At 35.0% G+C, this 17,984-nt stretch carries 15 protein-coding genes and 1 tRNA gene; 5 read left to right on the top strand and 11 right to left on the bottom strand.

Annotation, left to right across the window (positions count from 1 at the left end):
- Window positions 1-70 precede the first annotated feature (70 nt).
- Window positions 71-154, top strand: a tRNA-Leu gene (locus J8281_RS08975).
- 35 nt (window positions 155-189) lie between these two features.
- Here J8281_RS08975 and J8281_RS08970 read toward each other — a convergent pair.
- Window positions 190-627, bottom strand: coding sequence for a hypothetical protein (locus J8281_RS08970; protein WP_210197275.1), 438 nt, complete (start codon window positions 625-627; stop codon window positions 190-192).
- 700 nt (window positions 628-1,327) lie between these two features.
- Here J8281_RS08970 and J8281_RS08965 point away from each other — a divergent pair.
- The 4 genes from J8281_RS08965 to J8281_RS08950 are packed head-to-tail and all read left to right on the top strand — an operon-like array spanning window position 1,328 to window position 5,084.
- A complete protein-coding gene (locus tag J8281_RS08965) occupies window positions 1,328-2,224 on the top strand; it encodes a MerR family transcriptional regulator (protein ID WP_210197274.1) in 897 nt (298 codons plus the stop codon).
- 19 nt (window positions 2,225-2,243) lie between these two features.
- Complete coding sequence (locus J8281_RS08960) at window positions 2,244-3,740, top strand: NAD(P)/FAD-dependent oxidoreductase (RefSeq protein ID WP_210197273.1); 1,497 nt, start codon at window positions 2,244-2,246, stop codon at window positions 3,738-3,740.
- 31 nt (window positions 3,741-3,771) lie between these two features.
- Window positions 3,772-4,611, top strand: a complete 840-nt coding sequence (locus J8281_RS08955) for a phytoene/squalene synthase family protein (protein WP_210197272.1) — start codon at window positions 3,772-3,774, stop codon at window positions 4,609-4,611.
- Between the two features lie 23 nt (window positions 4,612-4,634).
- Window positions 4,635-5,084: a sterol desaturase family protein gene (locus J8281_RS08950; protein WP_210197271.1), complete on the top strand. Its 450-nt coding sequence runs from the start codon at window positions 4,635-4,637 to the stop codon at window positions 5,082-5,084.
- Here J8281_RS08950 and J8281_RS08945 read toward each other — a convergent pair.
- The 10 genes from J8281_RS08945 to J8281_RS08900 all read right to left on the bottom strand — a co-directional run bounded on the left by J8281_RS08945 (window position 5,074) and on the right by J8281_RS08900 (window position 17,455).
- Window positions 5,074-5,700, bottom strand: a complete 627-nt coding sequence (locus J8281_RS08945) for a DUF3291 domain-containing protein (protein ID WP_246849047.1) — start codon at window positions 5,698-5,700, stop codon at window positions 5,074-5,076. The two genes, J8281_RS08950 and J8281_RS08945, sit on opposite strands and share 11 nt — an antisense overlap.
- A gap of 71 nt (window positions 5,701-5,771) precedes the next feature.
- The gene (locus J8281_RS19660) at window positions 5,772-6,335 is read right to left on the bottom strand and encodes a TlpA disulfide reductase family protein (protein ID WP_210197269.1); all 564 of its coding nucleotides are present in this window, start codon (window positions 6,333-6,335) and stop codon (window positions 5,772-5,774) included.
- Window positions 6,336-6,743: 408 nt separating this feature from the next.
- Window positions 6,744-7,826 (bottom strand): hypothetical protein, encoded by a 1,083-nt coding sequence (locus tag J8281_RS08935; RefSeq protein WP_210197268.1) that lies wholly within the window; start codon window positions 7,824-7,826, stop codon window positions 6,744-6,746.
- A gap of 73 nt (window positions 7,827-7,899) precedes the next feature.
- A complete protein-coding gene (locus J8281_RS08930; RefSeq protein WP_210197267.1) occupies window positions 7,900-8,568 on the bottom strand; it encodes a Crp/Fnr family transcriptional regulator in 669 nt (222 codons plus the stop codon).
- A 223-nt stretch (window positions 8,569-8,791) separates the two neighbouring features.
- Window positions 8,792-11,062: an aconitate hydratase gene (locus J8281_RS08925; RefSeq protein WP_210197266.1), complete on the bottom strand. Its 2,271-nt coding sequence runs from the start codon at window positions 11,060-11,062 to the stop codon at window positions 8,792-8,794.
- A 462-nt stretch (window positions 11,063-11,524) separates the two neighbouring features.
- The gene (locus tag J8281_RS08920) at window positions 11,525-11,938 is read right to left on the bottom strand and encodes a hypothetical protein (RefSeq protein WP_210197265.1); all 414 of its coding nucleotides are present in this window, start codon (window positions 11,936-11,938) and stop codon (window positions 11,525-11,527) included.
- A gap of 298 nt (window positions 11,939-12,236) precedes the next feature.
- A complete protein-coding gene (locus J8281_RS08915) occupies window positions 12,237-13,193 on the bottom strand; it encodes a MoxR family ATPase (RefSeq protein WP_210197264.1) in 957 nt (318 codons plus the stop codon).
- A 1-nt stretch (window position 13,194) separates the two neighbouring features.
- Window positions 13,195-14,658, bottom strand: coding sequence for a peptidylprolyl isomerase (locus tag J8281_RS08910; protein WP_246849046.1), 1,464 nt, complete (start codon window positions 14,656-14,658; stop codon window positions 13,195-13,197).
- Entirely contained in the window at window positions 14,651-15,499 is an 849-nt protein-coding gene (locus J8281_RS08905) for a peptidyl-prolyl cis-trans isomerase (RefSeq protein WP_210197263.1), read from the bottom strand. Before J8281_RS08905 ends, J8281_RS08910 begins: the two co-directional genes overlap by 8 nt.
- Window positions 15,500-17,455, bottom strand: coding sequence for a peptidylprolyl isomerase (locus tag J8281_RS08900; RefSeq protein WP_210197262.1), 1,956 nt, complete (start codon window positions 17,453-17,455; stop codon window positions 15,500-15,502).
- Window positions 17,456-17,984: the final 529 nt, after the last annotated feature.

Raw genomic sequence — 17,984 nt, 5'->3', positions numbered from 1 at the left:
CATTGAACAGTACATAGTGTTAAACACGTTCCTTGACAGATAAATTAGATTGAACGCAACACTATTTTTTGCCCAGGTGCTGGAACTGGTAGACAGGCATGGTTGAGGGCCATGTGTCCATTAGGGCGTGCGGGTTCGACTCCCGCTCTGGGCACTTTTATAGTTTAGATCATGAATTTGATGAACAATTTATGACTTTCTTCCACAGCTTTTTATAGATTCATAAAAAACATGGTATTCTGCTGCAGGAACGACCTCTCCTTTTTTATTAAGAATAATTGATTTTCCGTTTTGAAAATTTCGAAGGGAAACATAATGGATAGTATATCCTTTATATACAATTTCAAAATGGCTTTGCTCTTTAATTCTAAATTCATCTAATTTAAACTGAAACGTACCTTCTTTTGAGGTATATGCATTCATACAGTCATTATCATCCAGATATAATTTTATAGCTACATAGGCGATAGGTTTTCTCTTTGGATCTACTACTTTTCCTTCTATTACTTTTAAATTTTCGAGCTGCCCAGAGCTTTTTCCCGTGTCGTTATTGTCATTTGAATTTTCTCTGGATTTACAGGAAACCAAAAAAATCAAACTCATTAAAATTACAATTCCTTTTTTCATACGCTTAAATGTTTTTAATTGTTTGAAAACGATTTAATTAAAAAATTGAGAACGTACGTAACCGCTACGCTCTCACATTAAGAATTTTAAACATTCCCTTTAGTGAAGTGATTTTTAAAATTTATCAATGTTCGTTTCATACGCTTAATTTTAGTAATTATTTGGTAATAAATTAATTATAAAATGGAGAACGTAGGCAACCGCTACGCTTTCACATTAAAAATTTTATAGTTAGTCATTTTATCTGCTTATATTTTTGTTGGTTAGCGCTCAGGTGAAGTCGCCATTTAATCATATTGATGGGTATCATCCTCATGGTTATGACTTATTCCATAAATTCTTTTTTAAATATACTTATAACTATTTCCCTTTTTAACCCATTTTAAATCCATCACATAAGTTAAATATACAAAATATAGTAATCTGATGAACAGAGTTATACTTTGTTAATAATCTAAAGCATTCAAGTCGACTTTTCTACGTTACATTCGGATCATAGTATTCAGGTGAGTTTAATTTTAAAAAAGTTTAAACCAGTTCTTTAATAAGATGCAGTATATCAACGTATTAATGAGTAAGTTTGAAAAGGGAAATGATCAAGAAAAAGAAGCTTTTAACAATTGTATTCATTATTTTAACAAATTCTGAAAAAGAATCTAAATTCTTTTAACTAAGTTTGTTTAACAATTTTTGATAAAAGGTGAACAACGTTAAGCAAACTTTTAGTATTAAAGATTTAGAGAATCTTTGCGGTGTGAAGGCCCACACCATTAGAATTTGGGAAAAAAGATATAATTTACTTTCTCCAAATCGTACAGACACGAACATTCGAACATACAATTTGAAAAGTCTTCAAAAGTTATTAAACGTAACCTATCTGGTGAATAGCGGCTACAAAATCTCAAGAATATCCAAATTAAATGAACAGGAAATAAATGAATACGTCAGAAGTATTGTAACCGATAATAGTACAAAAAGCCAAGCAATCAATTCGTTAAAAATTGCAATGCTAAATTACGATCTCGAGTTATTTTTAGGCACTTATGAACAATTAGAACAAAAAAGAAATTTTAGACAAATTTTTACCGACGTTTTTATTCCGTTTCTTAAAGAAATAGGTTTATTATGGCAAACAGATACCATCAACCCTGCTCATGAACATTTTGTAACCAACCTTATCAAACAGAAATTACTATTAAACATAGAGAAGCTTCAATATTCAAAACCAACAAAGACAGATCGTGCTTTTATTTTATTTCTACCCGAAAATGAAATTCACGAATTAGGCTTACTTTACATCAATTATGAAATTTTATTACATGGGTATCGTGCTATTTATCTAGGACCGAGTATTCCTTTGGATAGTTTATCATCTATGTTGGCATTTCACGATAACACAGTTTTTGTTTCTTATTTCACTATAAAACCTGAAAAAGATAATATTTCAAAATACGTAGAAGATTTCAATACAATCGTATGTGCTGATAGAGAAAGTGAATTCTGGATGTTGGGTAAGCAAATTATGCATGTTTCTCAAAGTACGGCGGCCAATCATAAGTATTATGATTCTATTAGTGCGCTAATTTCTGACCTTTAACAAACCTCATTCTTTATATATGTCTCAAAAAATTGCAATCATAGGTTCTGGATTCTCATCGCTATCTTCTTCGTGTTATTTAGCGAAATTAGGTTACGACGTGACTATTTATGAAAAAAACAGTACGATCGGTGGTAGAGCAAGACAACTGAAAAAAGAAGGGTTTACTTTTGACATTGGCCCCTCCTGGTATTGGATGCCTGATGTTTTTGAGAGTTTTTTTAATGATTTCGATACAACCACCTCAGATTTTTATACGCTAGACAAATTAAATCCTGCGTATAAGGTCTTTTTTGAAAATAACGAAAGTATTAGTATCGAGGACACACTAGAAAAAATATATCATGCATTTGAAGCAGAAGAGAAAGGAAGTGCCCGCAAATTAGAAAAGTTCATAGAGGTTGCGCGCAATAATTATGAGATTGCTATTAAAAATTTAGTATATCGACCAGGGGTTTCGCCAATGGAATTGGTTACCAAAGAAACAATACAACGTATCGGGCAATTTTTTAGCACTATTTCTAGAGAAGTTCGAAAAGATTTTAAAAACAAAAAGTTAATTCAGATACTCGAATTTCCGGTGCTCTTTTTAGGAGCAAAACCTAGTGATACCCCGGCCTTTTATAGTTTTATGAATTACGCTGATTTCGGGTTGGGCACATGGCATCCAAAAGGTGGCATGTACCAAGTGATTTTGGGAATGGAAAAATTAGCAAAATCATTAGGTGTTACCATTCAAACTAATGCTGCTGTAGAAAAAATTATAGTGCACAACGGGAGTGCTAAAGGTTTACAAATAGGAGCCGAACAGATAAATGCAGACATTGTGCTTTGTGGTGCAGATTACCATCATGGTGAATCCTTACTCGATGCGCCATACAGGCAATATTCAGAAAAGTATTGGGAAAATAAGACTTTTGCCCCCTCTTCTCTTCTTTTTTATGTAGGTTTCAACAAAAAGCTGAAAAATGTTGACCATCACAACCTATTTTTTGACACAGATTTTGACGCGCATGCAAAAGACATATACGACTCCCCAAAATGGCCAAAAGAACCTCTGTTTTATGCAAATTTCACCTCTTTGACTGATTCGGGTTCTGCTCCCGAAGGTTGCGAAAATGGCTTCTTTTTGATTCCACTCGCACCTGGTCTAGAAGATACTAACGAACTTAGGGAGCACTATTTCGACAAGATTATACATCGTTTTGAAACTCTAACAGATCAAAATGTTAAAAATAATATTATCTTTAAAGAGTCCTTTTGTGTGAATGACTTTGTTAAAGAATACAATTCATACAAAGGAAATGCTTACGGAATGGCAAATACGCTACTTCAAACAGCATTCTTAAGGCCTAAGTTGAAAAGTAAAAAAGTAAATAATCTATTTTTTACCGGTCAGCTTACAGTTCCCGGACCTGGGGTACCACCCTCATTAATTTCGGGAAAGCTTGTAGCCGGTCTGATTGAAAAAGAATTTAGAAATAAAGCAACTATTTTAAAACCGATTACCTCTTAAAATCGAACAACTTAACAGAAAAACCGCACTTATGAAGGCTATCTTTGACTCTGTATCATTTACTTGTAGTAAAATTGTTACCAATTCGTATAGTACCTCTTTTTCGTTGGCTTCAAAAATGCTTTCAGATGCCATACGACAAGATATTTACAATATTTATGGTTTTGTTCGCTTTGCAGATGAGATTGTAGATACTTTTCACGATTATGATAAAGAAGAGCTTTTCAACACTTTTGAAACGGAAATGTACAGGGCTATTGATCAAAAAATTAGCTTAAACCCTATTCTTAATTCTTTTCAGCAAACTGTACACCAATATAATATACCGTCAGAATTGTATGAAGCTTTTATGAAGAGTATGCGCCTGGATCTTCATAAAAAAGATTACTTGACAGACCAGGAATACAAAGAATATATCTATGGCTCTGCAGACGTGGTAGGATTAATGTGTTTAAAGGTATTTGTAAAAGGAGACGAAGAAAAGTATAATGAACTAAAAGACAGCGCTATGCATCTTGGATCTGCTTTTCAGAAAGTTAATTTTTTACGAGATTTGAAGGCAGATTATGAAGATTTGGATCGAACGTACTTTCCGAATACGGATCTTAGAAAATTAGACGAAGCCTCAAAGTTAAGAATCATCAAAGAAATCGAAGAAGACTTTGACAAAGGATTGGTAGGAATTTTAAAACTACCTGTAGAAGCCAAGTTTGGGGTGTATACAGCCTACATTTATTACAAAAAACTATTGACTAAACTTAAAAAAACGCCTTCCTTAGAAATTAAAAACACACGTATTCGCGTTCCTAATTATCAAAAATTTGGACTGTTAGCAAAATCTTATGTTGATTACCGATTAAACCTGATTTAGACGTATTTTTACAAAAAATATCTGTGAAACTTTTTATTCAAATACTCATTTTTTTAGTCGCATTTTCGGTGATGGAATTTATGGCATGGTTTACTCATAAATATGTGATGCATGGTTTTTTATGGGCATTACACAAAGATCATCATCATAAAGATCATAATAGCTGGTGGGAACGAAATGATTTTTTCTTTATATTCTATGCTGTAGTAAGCATGTCGTGTATCGTTTTTCATGATTCGCAGACATTCTGGATAGGAATGCCTATAGGTTTTGGAATATTAGCCTATGGGATTGCTTATTTTGTTGTGCATGATATTTTTATACATCAACGTTTTAAACTATTTAGAAATGCGAATAATTGGTATGCCAAAGGAGTGCGAAGAGCACATAAAATACATCACAAGAATATCCACAAAGAAAAAGGAGAATGTTTTGGGATGTTAGTTGTTCCTTTTAAATACTTTAAAAAATAGTAGTTCTACCCTCCCAACTCCCGATGGTTTTATAGGGCTGAAAACGTGCAAAAAGTTCCTCACTGTACCATTTTACCGTTTTTGTTTTTTTGATTGCTTCTTGATGTTCAGCACTTTTATATGCATAATCAAATAGCGCCTGCTTATCTTTCCATACGCTGAATGTTGCCATTTGCACAAAAGGTTTGGCACCTATTCCTTTTGTAAATAGCAATCCTTTTTGATTCCCTAATGGTGCTCTTGATCTAGGAACATAGCGCCAGAAAGGTAGTAATTTATTAATTTTTATAGTAGCTCTGGTAATTACGGCTACAATATGGCTATCATCATGTGTAATATTACCTTTAACGAATGGTTGACTACCTGTCCAGAACCCTTTTGAATTTATATTTTTCATATATACCGTCCATACTTCTGAAGCCTTGTTTCTAAATTGACTCATAATAGTTGATGTCGCAAAAAAATGATCTGCAGCTGCTTCGTTCTCCCAAACCTGAAGAAGCGCATAAACATTCCAATCTGGTAATGGATCAAACCCATTATGACCACTACCCATGAGTTTAAAAAAAGTCTGACCGTTCAGTTTATTTAGCTTTGAAGGCATGAATAGCATCATATGGAAAGCCCAAATTTTTGACCATAGAGAGGTGTATCTAAAAAATGTAATTGTCGTGACCTGTTTCATTACTAATTTTCGCTGATCAATTTATTGATGGTATTCTTTACTTTTTTAGTATCCCAATCAGCTGCACCTCTTTTATGAATAACGATATTTCCTTTTTTATCTAACAAATAGGTTCCAGGCATAGGCTTATGTTCGAAAGGATTTGGATGTGGCGACAGCGATCTGTATATAGGAAAGTTGTAATTCTTACTATTCATAAATTTTTCTAACTCTGGATCATCATCTTCAGTTAAAAATACAAATACTACCTTATCTTTATATTCATTATATAGCTTTTGAAGCGATGGCATTTCGGCAATACATGGCGGACACCAGGTAGCCCAGTAATTTAGCAAAACTACTTTCCCTTTGGCAGTACTAAAGTTCATAGATGCAACATTCACTCCGTGCAATTTCCAGTCGTAAGAACCAACTTGCTCTACATTTTCTTTATCCACCAGTTCTGGACTAAATGAAAAAATTCTGGTTAAGAATATTTGCATCATTCCTCGAGTATTCGGGATAAAAAACAATACGAGTATCGCTACGAATACTAAGTTTGATATTTTCTTTTTATCAAATTTCACACTATGAATTAATTAAGATTGAATTAAACCCGTTGATACATTAGAAAATCCACGCCTGTCATTTTATTTAGAAAAAGGCAGGTATTACGCCTTTTAATGGCTTTAAACACGTTCGCTTCGCTATGTTATTTACAATAACCGCAGCAGTGCTATGCTGAAACTTAGAAAACACTCTTCCTACGCTACATCTCGCCAAAAGCGATGCTTTGACGTGCATTTTCAAACCCTATAACGAAATTCTAATATATAAACCGGGTTGTACAGTTCTACTTTAAAATTTTGACAAATCTATGAATTAATAAAGCGCAACATAGCGTTGCGCTTTAAAAACTAACAAAAAACAACAAACTAAGTTACAAGTTCTCTACAGAGGAGTAATCGTTGCGTTTGTGCGTATTGTTTTTGAAATTAATTTCTAACCACCTCGATAGCATTAGATAGATCAAAATCTCCCTCAACAGTATTCGCATTCATACCTGCTTGCAAACCGGTAACAGTTCCGTTATAACGCGCATACCAAATAAGGCACGTACCTGTACCAGCACCATCAAAATCATTTGCTTCAACCATCTCTAGTGTACCTGGCAAACCTAGAATTATACCCTGATCATCGGTAATAATCCAGGTACCATTCTCTCCAAATGCATTAGTGGTATCCAAAGTAATACCTGATACCCTATCTGGTATTCCATCTCCTGCGGTAAAAGTAAAAGGGCCACCAGAAATCTCTCCCGCATTGGCTACTTGATTTCTATTTACAGTAATTGCGTTTGAAAGATCAAAATCTCCTTCAATAGTATTAGCATTCATCCCTACTTCTAAACCAGTAACTGTACCATTGTAGCGCGCATACCAGATTAGACATACTCCATCACCGGCGCCATCGAAATCATTTCCTTCTACCATCTCTAGCGTACCTGGCAAACCAAGAATAAGGCCCTGATCGTTGGTTATAATCCAAGTTCGATTTTCTCCAAATGCATTGGTGGCATCCAAAGTAATACCTGATACCCTATCCGGAACACCGTCACCTACTGTAAATGTGAAAGGCCCACCAGATACTACCCCTGCATTAACCACCTGATTGCGCACCACCTCTATTGAATTGGACAGGTCGAAAGTTCCTGTAATTTCATTTACAGTAGCGGCTGTTGTGATGTTAGAATCATCTTCAAATCTTGCATACCAAATAAAACAGCTGCCTGGACCAGCATCGTCAAAATTTACACCTTCTACCATTTCAAGAGTTCCTGGCCTTCCTAAAATGTTCCCTGCTTCATCAGTAATTACCCATGTACGGTTTGTACCTACTGCGTTCGAGGCATCTAATGAAATTCCTGTAACGAAATCGGCTTCACCATCTACATCAAATTCAAAAGGTCCCCCAGATATTTCGCCAGCATTTACTGCTAGTGTATTGTCATCATCATCACTACAAGAGGCTGCAATACATCCGATTGTGAAAGCCCCAATAATTAATTTTTTAAACATTGCTTTTGTTTTTATGATTATTAGATCATAAAAGTATAGACAAGCAGAGTAGTAAAATGTTAGCTAGCTAACATCAGGCAACATTTTTTAAACGAATTTCTTTTCGATTAAAATCTATGACATTAGATTCTTTTAATTCATTAAGAATAATATTTAATGTAGGTCTAGAGGTTCCGATAAGATTCGCAATATCTTTTTGAGTATAGGGATGCTCTATGACCATATCCCCAGTATCTGGGCAACAGTGACCATAATCTTCTTTAAGTTCATTTAGAAACTCTACCAGGCGTGTTTTTGTATCTTTAAATAGAAGCAACTGCAATCTTCTTTCTAACCGCCTAAATCTGAACCCAATAAACTTATAAATTTTAAGGCTAAATGACTGATCATCCCGCATTAATCCATGCATAGTTTCTACTCCAATAGGGCAGATAGAAGTTGTATTATCTACCGATTGTGCAAATTCAGTTCTTTTCTGAATACCTAGGATGGCCTTTTCTCCAAAAATCTCTCCACGGGTAAGAATAGCCTTTACTACTTCATGACCATCCTCTGCATAATATCCTATTTTTACCTTACCCTTTTCTATGAGATACACTTTATTTGCAGAATCCTCTTCAAAGTAAATATAATCGTGTTTTCGATAGGCGTCAAATGCATGATTTTTTTTATAGTTTTTGAATTTATGAGGACACAATACGTTGAAAAGATTGGCATCCTCGAAGAACCAGATATTGCTCATGATGATCGTGATTACTGTTAGTCCTCATTTGGTCGCTTGTATCGCATATCCCTTACATTATGAGCTAAACGCAACATCTGGAATCTCACATGTTAACCTGTTTTTGTATTCATTTTGGTACAAGCGTATTCGAACATCTGGTCATCAAACAAAAAAACTCCTCAGAAGATTTGCTGAGGAGTTTTATAGTAAATTAATGAATACAGTGTATATATCTTAGAATTTAAGCATTCTGTTTCTTTATTAAATTCAAAGCTGACCCCTCTTTAAACCATTCAATTTGAGGAGCATTATAGGTATGATTTAATGTAATTGTATCTTTAGACCCATCTGCATGTACAATCTCTAAGGTAAGTTGTTTATCTGGTGCGAATTGATCAAGATCTAAAAAATTAAACGTATCATCCTCCTGTATTAAATCATAATCACTTTCATTATCGAAAGTTAGTCCAAGCATTCCTTGTTTTTTAAGATTGGTTTCATGGATTCTTGCAAATGATTTAACGATAACAGCTCTTACGCCAAGGTGTCTGGGCTCCATGGCAGCATGCTCTCTCGAGGACCCTTCGCCATAATTATGATCTCCTACTACTATTGTGGGTATTCCTGCAGCTTTATAAGCTCTTTGCACATTAGGAACACCATCATACTCACCTGTTAATTGATTTTTTACAAAGTTGGTTTTCTTATTAAAAGCATTTTCTGCGCCTATCAAACAATTATTAGAAATATTATCAAGATGTCCTCTATATCGTAACCAGGGTCCGGCCATAGAAATATGATCGGTTGTACATTTACCATACGCCTTTATTAACAACTTGGCACCGGTAATATTTTTTCCGTCCCACGGTTCAAAAGGCGTTAGTAGTTGCAAACGTTCAGAATCTGGGGCTACTACGACCTCTACGCTCGATCCGTCTTCAACAGGAGCAAGATAGCCTGCATCTTCGACTTCGAAACCTTTTGGTGGTAACTCCCATCCGGTAGGTTCATCAAACATCACTTCCTGACCATCTTCATTAATTAGTTTGTCTTCGATAGGATTAAAATCTAAGCGACCAGCGACAGCTATCGCAGCTGTTAATTCTGGAGAGGCAACAAATGCGTGAGTATTAGGATTACCATCTGCTCGTTTCGCAAAGTTTCTATTAAATGAATGCACGATACTATTTTTTGGTGCATTTTTAGGGTCGCTATATCGTGCCCATTGACCTATACAGGGTCCACAAGCATTCGTGAATATTTTTGCATCTAATTTTTCAAAAATATCGAGAAGCCCATCTCTTTCGGCAGTGTAACGTACCTGTTCTGAACCTGGATTGATCCCTAATTCAGCTTTCATTTTTAATCCTTTATCGATCGCTTGTTGGGCGATAGAGGATGCTCTCGACAAATCTTCATAAGAAGAATTGGTACATGATCCAATTAACCCCCATTCTACTTGTATTGGCCAGTCGTTTGCGGTTGCCTTTTCAGTCATAGAATCACCAACCTCTGTAGAGAGATCCGGAGTAAAAGGTCCGTTTAATAATGGTCCAAGCTCAGATAAATTAATCTCGATCACCTGATCAAAATACTGTTCTGGATGGGCATATACTTCAGGGTCTCCTGTTAAGTGTTCTTTAACTTCGTTGGCAGCATTGGCAACATCTTCGCGATCTGTAGCTCGAAGGTAACGCTCCATAGATTCATCATAACCAAACGTAGAGGTAGTCGCTCCAATTTCTGCACCCATATTACAAATAGTACCTTTACCCGTACAAGACATAGCTTTGGCTCCAGGACCAAAATACTCGACAATAGCTCCTGTCCCCCCCTTTACGGTTAAAATTTCGGCAACTTTTAAAATTACATCCTTAGGCGCTGTCCAGCCCGATAGCTTTCCTGTAAGTTTTACACCAATTAGTTTAGGAAATTTAAGTTCCCACGGCATTCCGGCCATAACGTCTACAGCATCTGCTCCTCCAACTCCTATAGCCACCATACCTAAGCCACCAGCATTTACAGTATGAGAATCAGTACCAATCATCATTCCGCCAGGAAAAGCATAATTTTCTAGTACTACCTGATGTATAATTCCTGCTCCGGGTTTCCAAAACCCTATACCGTATTTATTTGATACAGATTCTAAAAAATTGAAAACTTCGCTACTTGTATTCAATGCTGACTGTAGATCTTTGTCGGCACCTACTTTAGCCTGGATCAAGTGGTCACAATGCACAGTAGTAGGCACAGCCACTTTATCCTTACCTGCCTGCATAAATTGAAGCAATGCCATTTGAGCTGTAGCATCCTGGCAAGCAATGCGATCTGGTGCAAAATCGACATAATCTTTTCCCTTCACAAATGCTTTTGTTGGTTTACCGTCCCAAAGATGAGCGTATAATATTTTTTCTGCCAGGGTTAAAGGTTTACCAGTAACTTCGCGTGCAGCATTTACACGCTCTGCCACCTGACTGTAGACCTTTTTTATCATATCGATATCGAATGCCATATTTCTGTAATTTTAATGTTTGAAAAGTCTTGCGAAAATACAAATTTTAAAGGATTTTATTAAATGATTAGTCTTAATCCTATCTTTTTGCATTTTTAAAAAAATTAAAGTGTACGTTTCAAGAAATTCATAATTTACATTTGGCAATACTATGGAATCAATAAAAAAATAAGCAAGAAAATAACACCTTGGTATTTCAGGTCATGAAAACGTTATAGTATTTATAAAAATTTATGAAATATTTAACCTGCTTTATGCACTATATCCTTTGGCGGTGCCCATAAATAAAAAAGTGAAGACGTTGCCTTCACTTTTAGATACTGCATATATGCTTAGTGTTAGAAAAAACTAACGAACTATGTTTTTGTACGTTGTTTCATCTGTGTATAGTTTTTGTTTTCTAATTGTCAGATGGAATCGCCATTTAATCATATCGGTGGGTATTATCCTCATTATTATGGCTTATTTCATACGATTTCTTCGCTCTTTCTTGAGGCTTTCAAAGATTTCTAATTGTGATTCACTCAATGAAGATTTAAATTCATTCATTTTTGTTTTCATAATTTTCTTATGATCCTCTCGAAGTTGCTTCTGCTCTGATGTGAATGTTGCAGCTAATGCTTTCCTTTTTTCTTTTTTTGAAAGCGTTTCGTCGTTTTTAATTTTTTGTTGCTCTTTTGTAAACGTAGTTTCCATTTTTGATTTAAGCTCTTTAGCAGTCTGTTTTCGATCATTCAACAAACTTTTCTGATCTTCTGAAAGATTTTGATAAAATTCTTTCCTAATTTCCTTTTGTGCTTTACGATTCATAGTGCTTTGTGCCGTAACAGAGAAAGTGAACGAAAGTAAAATCATAATTGTCATTACTGTTTTCATAATTTCATACATTTTTTTCCCTCGTTTGTATACTTCCTAATAATAGTAATGTAAGTATACATGAGTGTTATTAATAAACTTCTTTTTACAGCTATTGGACTAGAAAAAATAGAAAAAGTTTAAAACAAGTTAGAAATTCATGAAGCCAAATTCATACAAAATGACGGATGCGAAGCTGAAAACAAGCCTGTGTTGAACTCATTTCAGTATTCAGCTTGACGAACAATCTTTAGGAAACTTCGTGAACTTTTAATTATAAATATTTTATAGAGGGTTATGTACTTTTAATGGATACTGACTAAAAAAGGTTGCTAATAATTTGCTCTATGCTTATTCCCTCGGCTTCTGCTTTATAATTCTTAATCATTCGATGCCTAAGGATACCGATAGCTACGGCCTGTACATCTTCTATATCAGGTGAGAATTTGCCTTGTATAGCGGCATTGGCTTTTGCTGCAAGAATCAAATTTTGTGAAGCTCTTGGACCGGCTCCCCAGTCAATGTAATTTTTTACCAAATCTGTGGCCGCACTACTATTTGGTCTGGTTTTTCCAACGATCTTCACAGCGTACTCTATAACATTGTCTGCTACAGGAATACGACGTATTACATGTTGAAAATCTACAATGTCTTGGGCAGTAAATAAAGGATGTACTTGGTTCGAGGTATCTCCGGTAGTACTTTTAACTACTTCTACTTCTTCTTGAAAACTTGGATATTGTAGTTCGATAGCAAACATAAATCTATCTAACTGCGCTTCAGGTAAAGGATATGTACCCTCTTGTTCTATAGGATTTTGAGTAGCCAGTACAAAATAAGGCAACTCTAACTTATAATGATGACCTGCAACTGTGACCGCCCTTTCCTGCATAGCCTCTAGCAAAGCCGCCTGGGTTTTAGGCGGAGTACGGTTAATCTCATCTGCAAGAATAATGTTTGAGAATACAGGACCTTTGATAAATTTAAAATGTCTGGTTTCATCTAATATTTCACTACCTAAAACATCACTGGGCATTAAATCGGGAGTAAACTGAATACGTTTAAAATCTAATCCTAAGGCCTGCGAAATGGTATTTACCATTAACGTTTTTGCTAGCCCGGGAACTCCAATAAGTAGCGCATGCCCACCAGAAAAAATAGCAATAAGAATTTGATCAATAACCTTTTCTTGACCAATAATAACTTTGGAAATTTCTTTTTTGAGTTCAGCGTGTTTCTTAACTAGTTTTTCTACAGCTGCTACGTCGTCTGACATCTTATTTTTCTTTTTTTAACCAATTGCCACTATACTCACAATCTCGATAATCCCCATTAATTTTTACATAGGTATCTGCTATTTTTTCATTCTGCCATTCTCGAATCGCATCAATTTGCTTTTTTCGAAGAGCAAGCTCTTGAATTTTCAGATAATCCTTTGCATAATCTGCGATATGTTCATCATACCTGTTAAGAACCGTAATCAATTTAAACTTCTTTTTACCCTGGCGATCCTGATCTGGTATAACTAGTGACACCTCGTTGGTTTTTAATTTTGATACTTGATCATACAATATAGGATCAATTTTGGTAAGTTCAAAATGAGTATCACCAGTAGTAGGATTTAATAATTGCCCCCCGTCTTCGCGGGTTTCTTTTTCGTCACTAAACTTTCTTGCAGCTTCGGTAAATTTAATACTACCCGATACAATACTTGTTCGCAAAGAATCTATGAGTTTCTTTGCTTTTTCTATACTGGATCTGGTTTCTTGCGGAGTAAGCAAAATATGACGCACATCAATTTCTTCACCTCGAATTTTATCCACTTTAACAATATGCCAGCCAAAATCAGTTTGAAAAGGTTCACTTACCTCCCCTTCTTCTAAACTAAAAGCTACATCTTTAAATTCTTTTGCAAAATTCGTTTGTCGATCCAAGGTATACTTACCTCCTGTCGATTTTGATCCAGGATCTTGTGAGTACAATACAGCCTTTGTGGCAAAGCTACTTCCGCGTTCTACAATATCCTCTCTAAATCCATTTAACCTATCGATTACTTTTTGTTCTTCCTCTTTAGTAATTTCTGGTTCTATCACAATTTGCGCCAATTCAATCTCGGTACCAAACAAAGGCCGTTCATCTTCTGGAATATCATTAAAAAACTCTCGAACTTCTTCTGGAGTGATTTCTATCCCTTCGATAATTTTGGTTCTCATTTGTTCAGACAATCTATTTGATTTATTGATTTCAAACAATTCCTTTTTAAAATCTTCAATATTATCTTTCTTGTAAAATCGCAATACTTTATCGATGGTGCCGATTTCTTGAGTCATGTAGTTTAATTGCTGATCTACCATCGAATTTACCTCTGCATCCCGTACTACGATACTATCTTGTACGGCATGATGGGCATATAACTTATTCTCAAATAAACTACCTGCGAGTTCGCAACGACTTACATCTGAAGCTGAAACCCCTTCACTAATGAGTTGCCTGTATGCGATGTCGATATCACTGTCTAATATGACATTTTCGCCTATAACTGCGGCGACTCCGTCAATTTTTTTACGCTGAAACTGTGTTGTAACAGGTTCTTCGAAAACAGAAAGCGAATCTTTACGTACAGCAATGGTATCATTCGTCACAAGCGAATCTGGTTCGGCTTCTGCTATAATTTCTTGAGCCGAAAGTCCTGCCATTTCACCTAATCCCAATATGATGATATATAGGCTCGTTCTAATCATAAACTTCAAATTGTTTGTTCTCAACTGCATCCTTGGTAATATCTTTTTCAATTTTTTTTATCAGTTCTAACTTTCGTTTATTTAAAATAATTTGCCTAATCGTTGGTTTTATGTAGGCTAAAGGTGCTTGCTCTTTACGTTTCAGGACATCCTTGATTTTCACCATAAATACCCCGGTTGAATCTCTAAGTTGCATATATTTCCCACTTTTTAAAAGCTTTGACCTATCTTGTTTTCTCAAGATCGGAATTTTACGCAACACCTGATCCAGCTTGACCCAGGTAGAGTCATTAAATGAATATGCCCTATACGCTTCCTGTTTTAAAGTAAGCTCGTCGATATCTTCTTCATTAAAACGATTCAATCGTCGCTGTGTTGCAACAATATTGCTATAATTTGGTGGCAAATGTAAGTAACGTAATTGTACTAATTCTTCATTGAGATTAAAATTTTCAATATTTTGAGTATAATACGATTCCAAATCTTCTTGCGTAATCTCCATATCTATAGATTTGTTGATCACAGCATTTTGATAAGCATTGATATACAGCGTACTTTGATATTTTTCTACCAACTCATCAAATTCCCTGAGCTCTTCTTCAGAAAGGTTTCTTTTTGCCTGATCTATAAATAATTGCCTTGTGGCCCAGGTATTGATATAATTTTGAACTATAGTAATACTGTCTTCAGCAGACATAGCATCTGGTACCAAATCCTGAATATCTTCCTTATATAAATAGGACTGATTTACTCTTGCAATCCTTTCCTTTTTTAATTGATCCCCAAATTTTTTACAGGATACGATCGCGATAGCTAATGCTATAATTACACTATACCTCATCTAATGAACCAACTCTTTTTTTACCTTTTTTAAAACCTTATTATTGATTTTTACAGCATACTTTACTCTAAGCTGATCAAGCCAACGATTTTCTATACTTTCTTGAAAATCATTGATCACTTCCCCTTTGGTTTCTTTGAAAGTTTTAGTTCGGGAAGGTACTGTTTCTTTTATCATAATCAAAGTAATAAGATTATCTTCTTCGGTAATCATCATATTCGAATTTTGGTCAGAAAACCCTTTAGGTAAGCCATTCGCTCCTTTTTCTAAACTATCTTCAGAAAAAATAACCAATACCCCGTCACCCTTATTTACTTTCTTCTTGATCTCTTCTAGCGGTGTATTATTTTCTAATAATTGTCGAACAGTATCAATAACCTCAGGCTTAGACGAAGAAGCTTTTAAGACCGTGTACCTTTCTTTTTGCTTATAATTATCTTTGTTTTCTTCATAAAACTTTTGAAGTGCCAACGAATCTGTAGTAGCAGCATTCCATATTTTGGACTCCATAAGATCAAAAAGTAACAACCCTTCGCGATATTCGTTAATAATATTGGCAAAATCGGCATTGTCTTCTTCAAGATGTGATTCGTAATATGAAAGTAAAGTAGAAGATTCAAACTGTTGATACATATCTTCGACAAATATGGATATGTCTTGCGGTGTAGCTTCTCGAATTTTCTTTTGAAGGATGAATTCTGCAAAATCCCTATATAGAACCACCTCCTTTTTAATGGTAAACAGTTCTTTTTCTAATTGTTTATCTGCCGGAATTTTCCAGGGTTTATAAAAAATGGAATCCGGAAGTATATTCTTAAAGTACGCAATAGCTTCTTCGTTTTTTGCAATCCCGTATTTGTCTTTAAGCATATGGATAAACGACCGAGTTACCAGTTTTGAACGACTATCTCTCTTAACTTTAGTTGTTAGATCATTCTTTAGTTCTTGATAGGTTTTAACAGGATGCCTTTCTATCAATTTAATAATATGCCAACCGTACCTGGTTTTAACTAGCGGTGAGAGTTCTCCTTTTTGTTGAAGGGCAAAAGCGGCTTTTTCAAACTTTTCAGAATTAAGTGCACCTTGTGCGAATCGCCTAATTTTTCCTCCTTCGATAGCGGTACTGGGGTCATCGCTGTAGGTTTTGGCCAATGATGAAAACGAAGCGCCTTGTGCTATTTGTTGTTTAATTTGTTGAAGCCTGATTTTGGCCTCTTCTGAAGTTCTGTTATCATTAATAGCAACCATAATATGAGCGACAGTAACCTCTCCCAGTTTTTTTTCTCGATCCTGAACTTGAAGAATATGATATCCAAACTGAGTTCTGAAAGGAGTACTGATTTCGCCAACTTTTGTTTGATATGCTGTATTTTCAAATGGATATACCATTCTAAACACCGAAAACCATCCTAAATTACCTTCATTTTTAACCACAGAAGGATCTTCGCTATACTTTTTTGCAACCTCTTCGAACTTTTGACCAGACGCTAATTCATCTTTTATGGCCAAAATCTTTTGATAGGCCCTCATCGTGTCTTTGGCCGAGGCGTTAGGTTTTACCATTATCAATACATGACTTGCTTTTACTCTTTCTAGAGATCGTTCATAAGCCTCTTTAATCAAAGCCTCAGATGTTTTGGTATCGGTAAGATAATTTGACGCCAATTGCTTTTGATATCCTTGTAATTCACGAATATATGTTTCTTTTTGATCGAGCCCCAGCGCTTCGGCTTCTTTTAATTTTAATTTGTAGTTGATGAACAAATTGAGGTATTCATCTACATCTTTTTGAGCATCATCTTTAACCAAATCGATATTTTTACGATAAATTCTATTAAATTCTGAAACGTATACAGGATCCCCGTCTATAGAAAGTAAAATTTCTTTTTTTTCTTGTGCTAGAGATAATCCAAATAAAATACTTCCTAAAAAAAGTAGTACTGATCTTTTATGCATAATGTGTTTGTGATGAAGTCTTAAACCAGACAAAAATAATAATATTACGATGCTTTGCAAGCTATAAGGGTAACGATATAAACGCTTTTCTTAGTATGACCCCCAAACTTTTTTTAAATATTTAGTAACGAAGTGGTTTAAAAACACGAGTTTTGTGGATTACTGTGAATCCAATATAAAGAACTGATTTAAACTTTTTTCAATTTGCTAAAAAAATGCTGTTTTGCACTTCTATTTTATAATTTTTGACTTTCGTAGCGCTGCTATGCAAGTAAAAAATTACTTCATACAAGCACAAAACCTTTCGCAATCGCACCATCTGGCACCTCCCTATCGGTCGGTCCTGCTTAAATCAAAAAAGTTTAAACCAGTTCAAATATTTAGTTCTAAAAGCCGTCAGATTGCGTGATTTTTCATAGTAAAGCGGAGAAAAATTGTATCGAAATTAGGCTTTTGCTTAAAAATTTACTTTTTCTAATACAAGTTTTGTCAAAAATCATTTTGACTAACGTAAATTTTCTTACATCAA

The sequence above is a fragment of the Aquimarina sp. U1-2 genome, from assembly GCF_017897595.1.
GTDB lineage: Bacteria > Bacteroidota > Bacteroidia > Flavobacteriales > Flavobacteriaceae > Aquimarina.
Note: the sequence above shows the minus strand (reverse complement) of the source record. Positions and strands in the feature narration are given on the sequence as shown.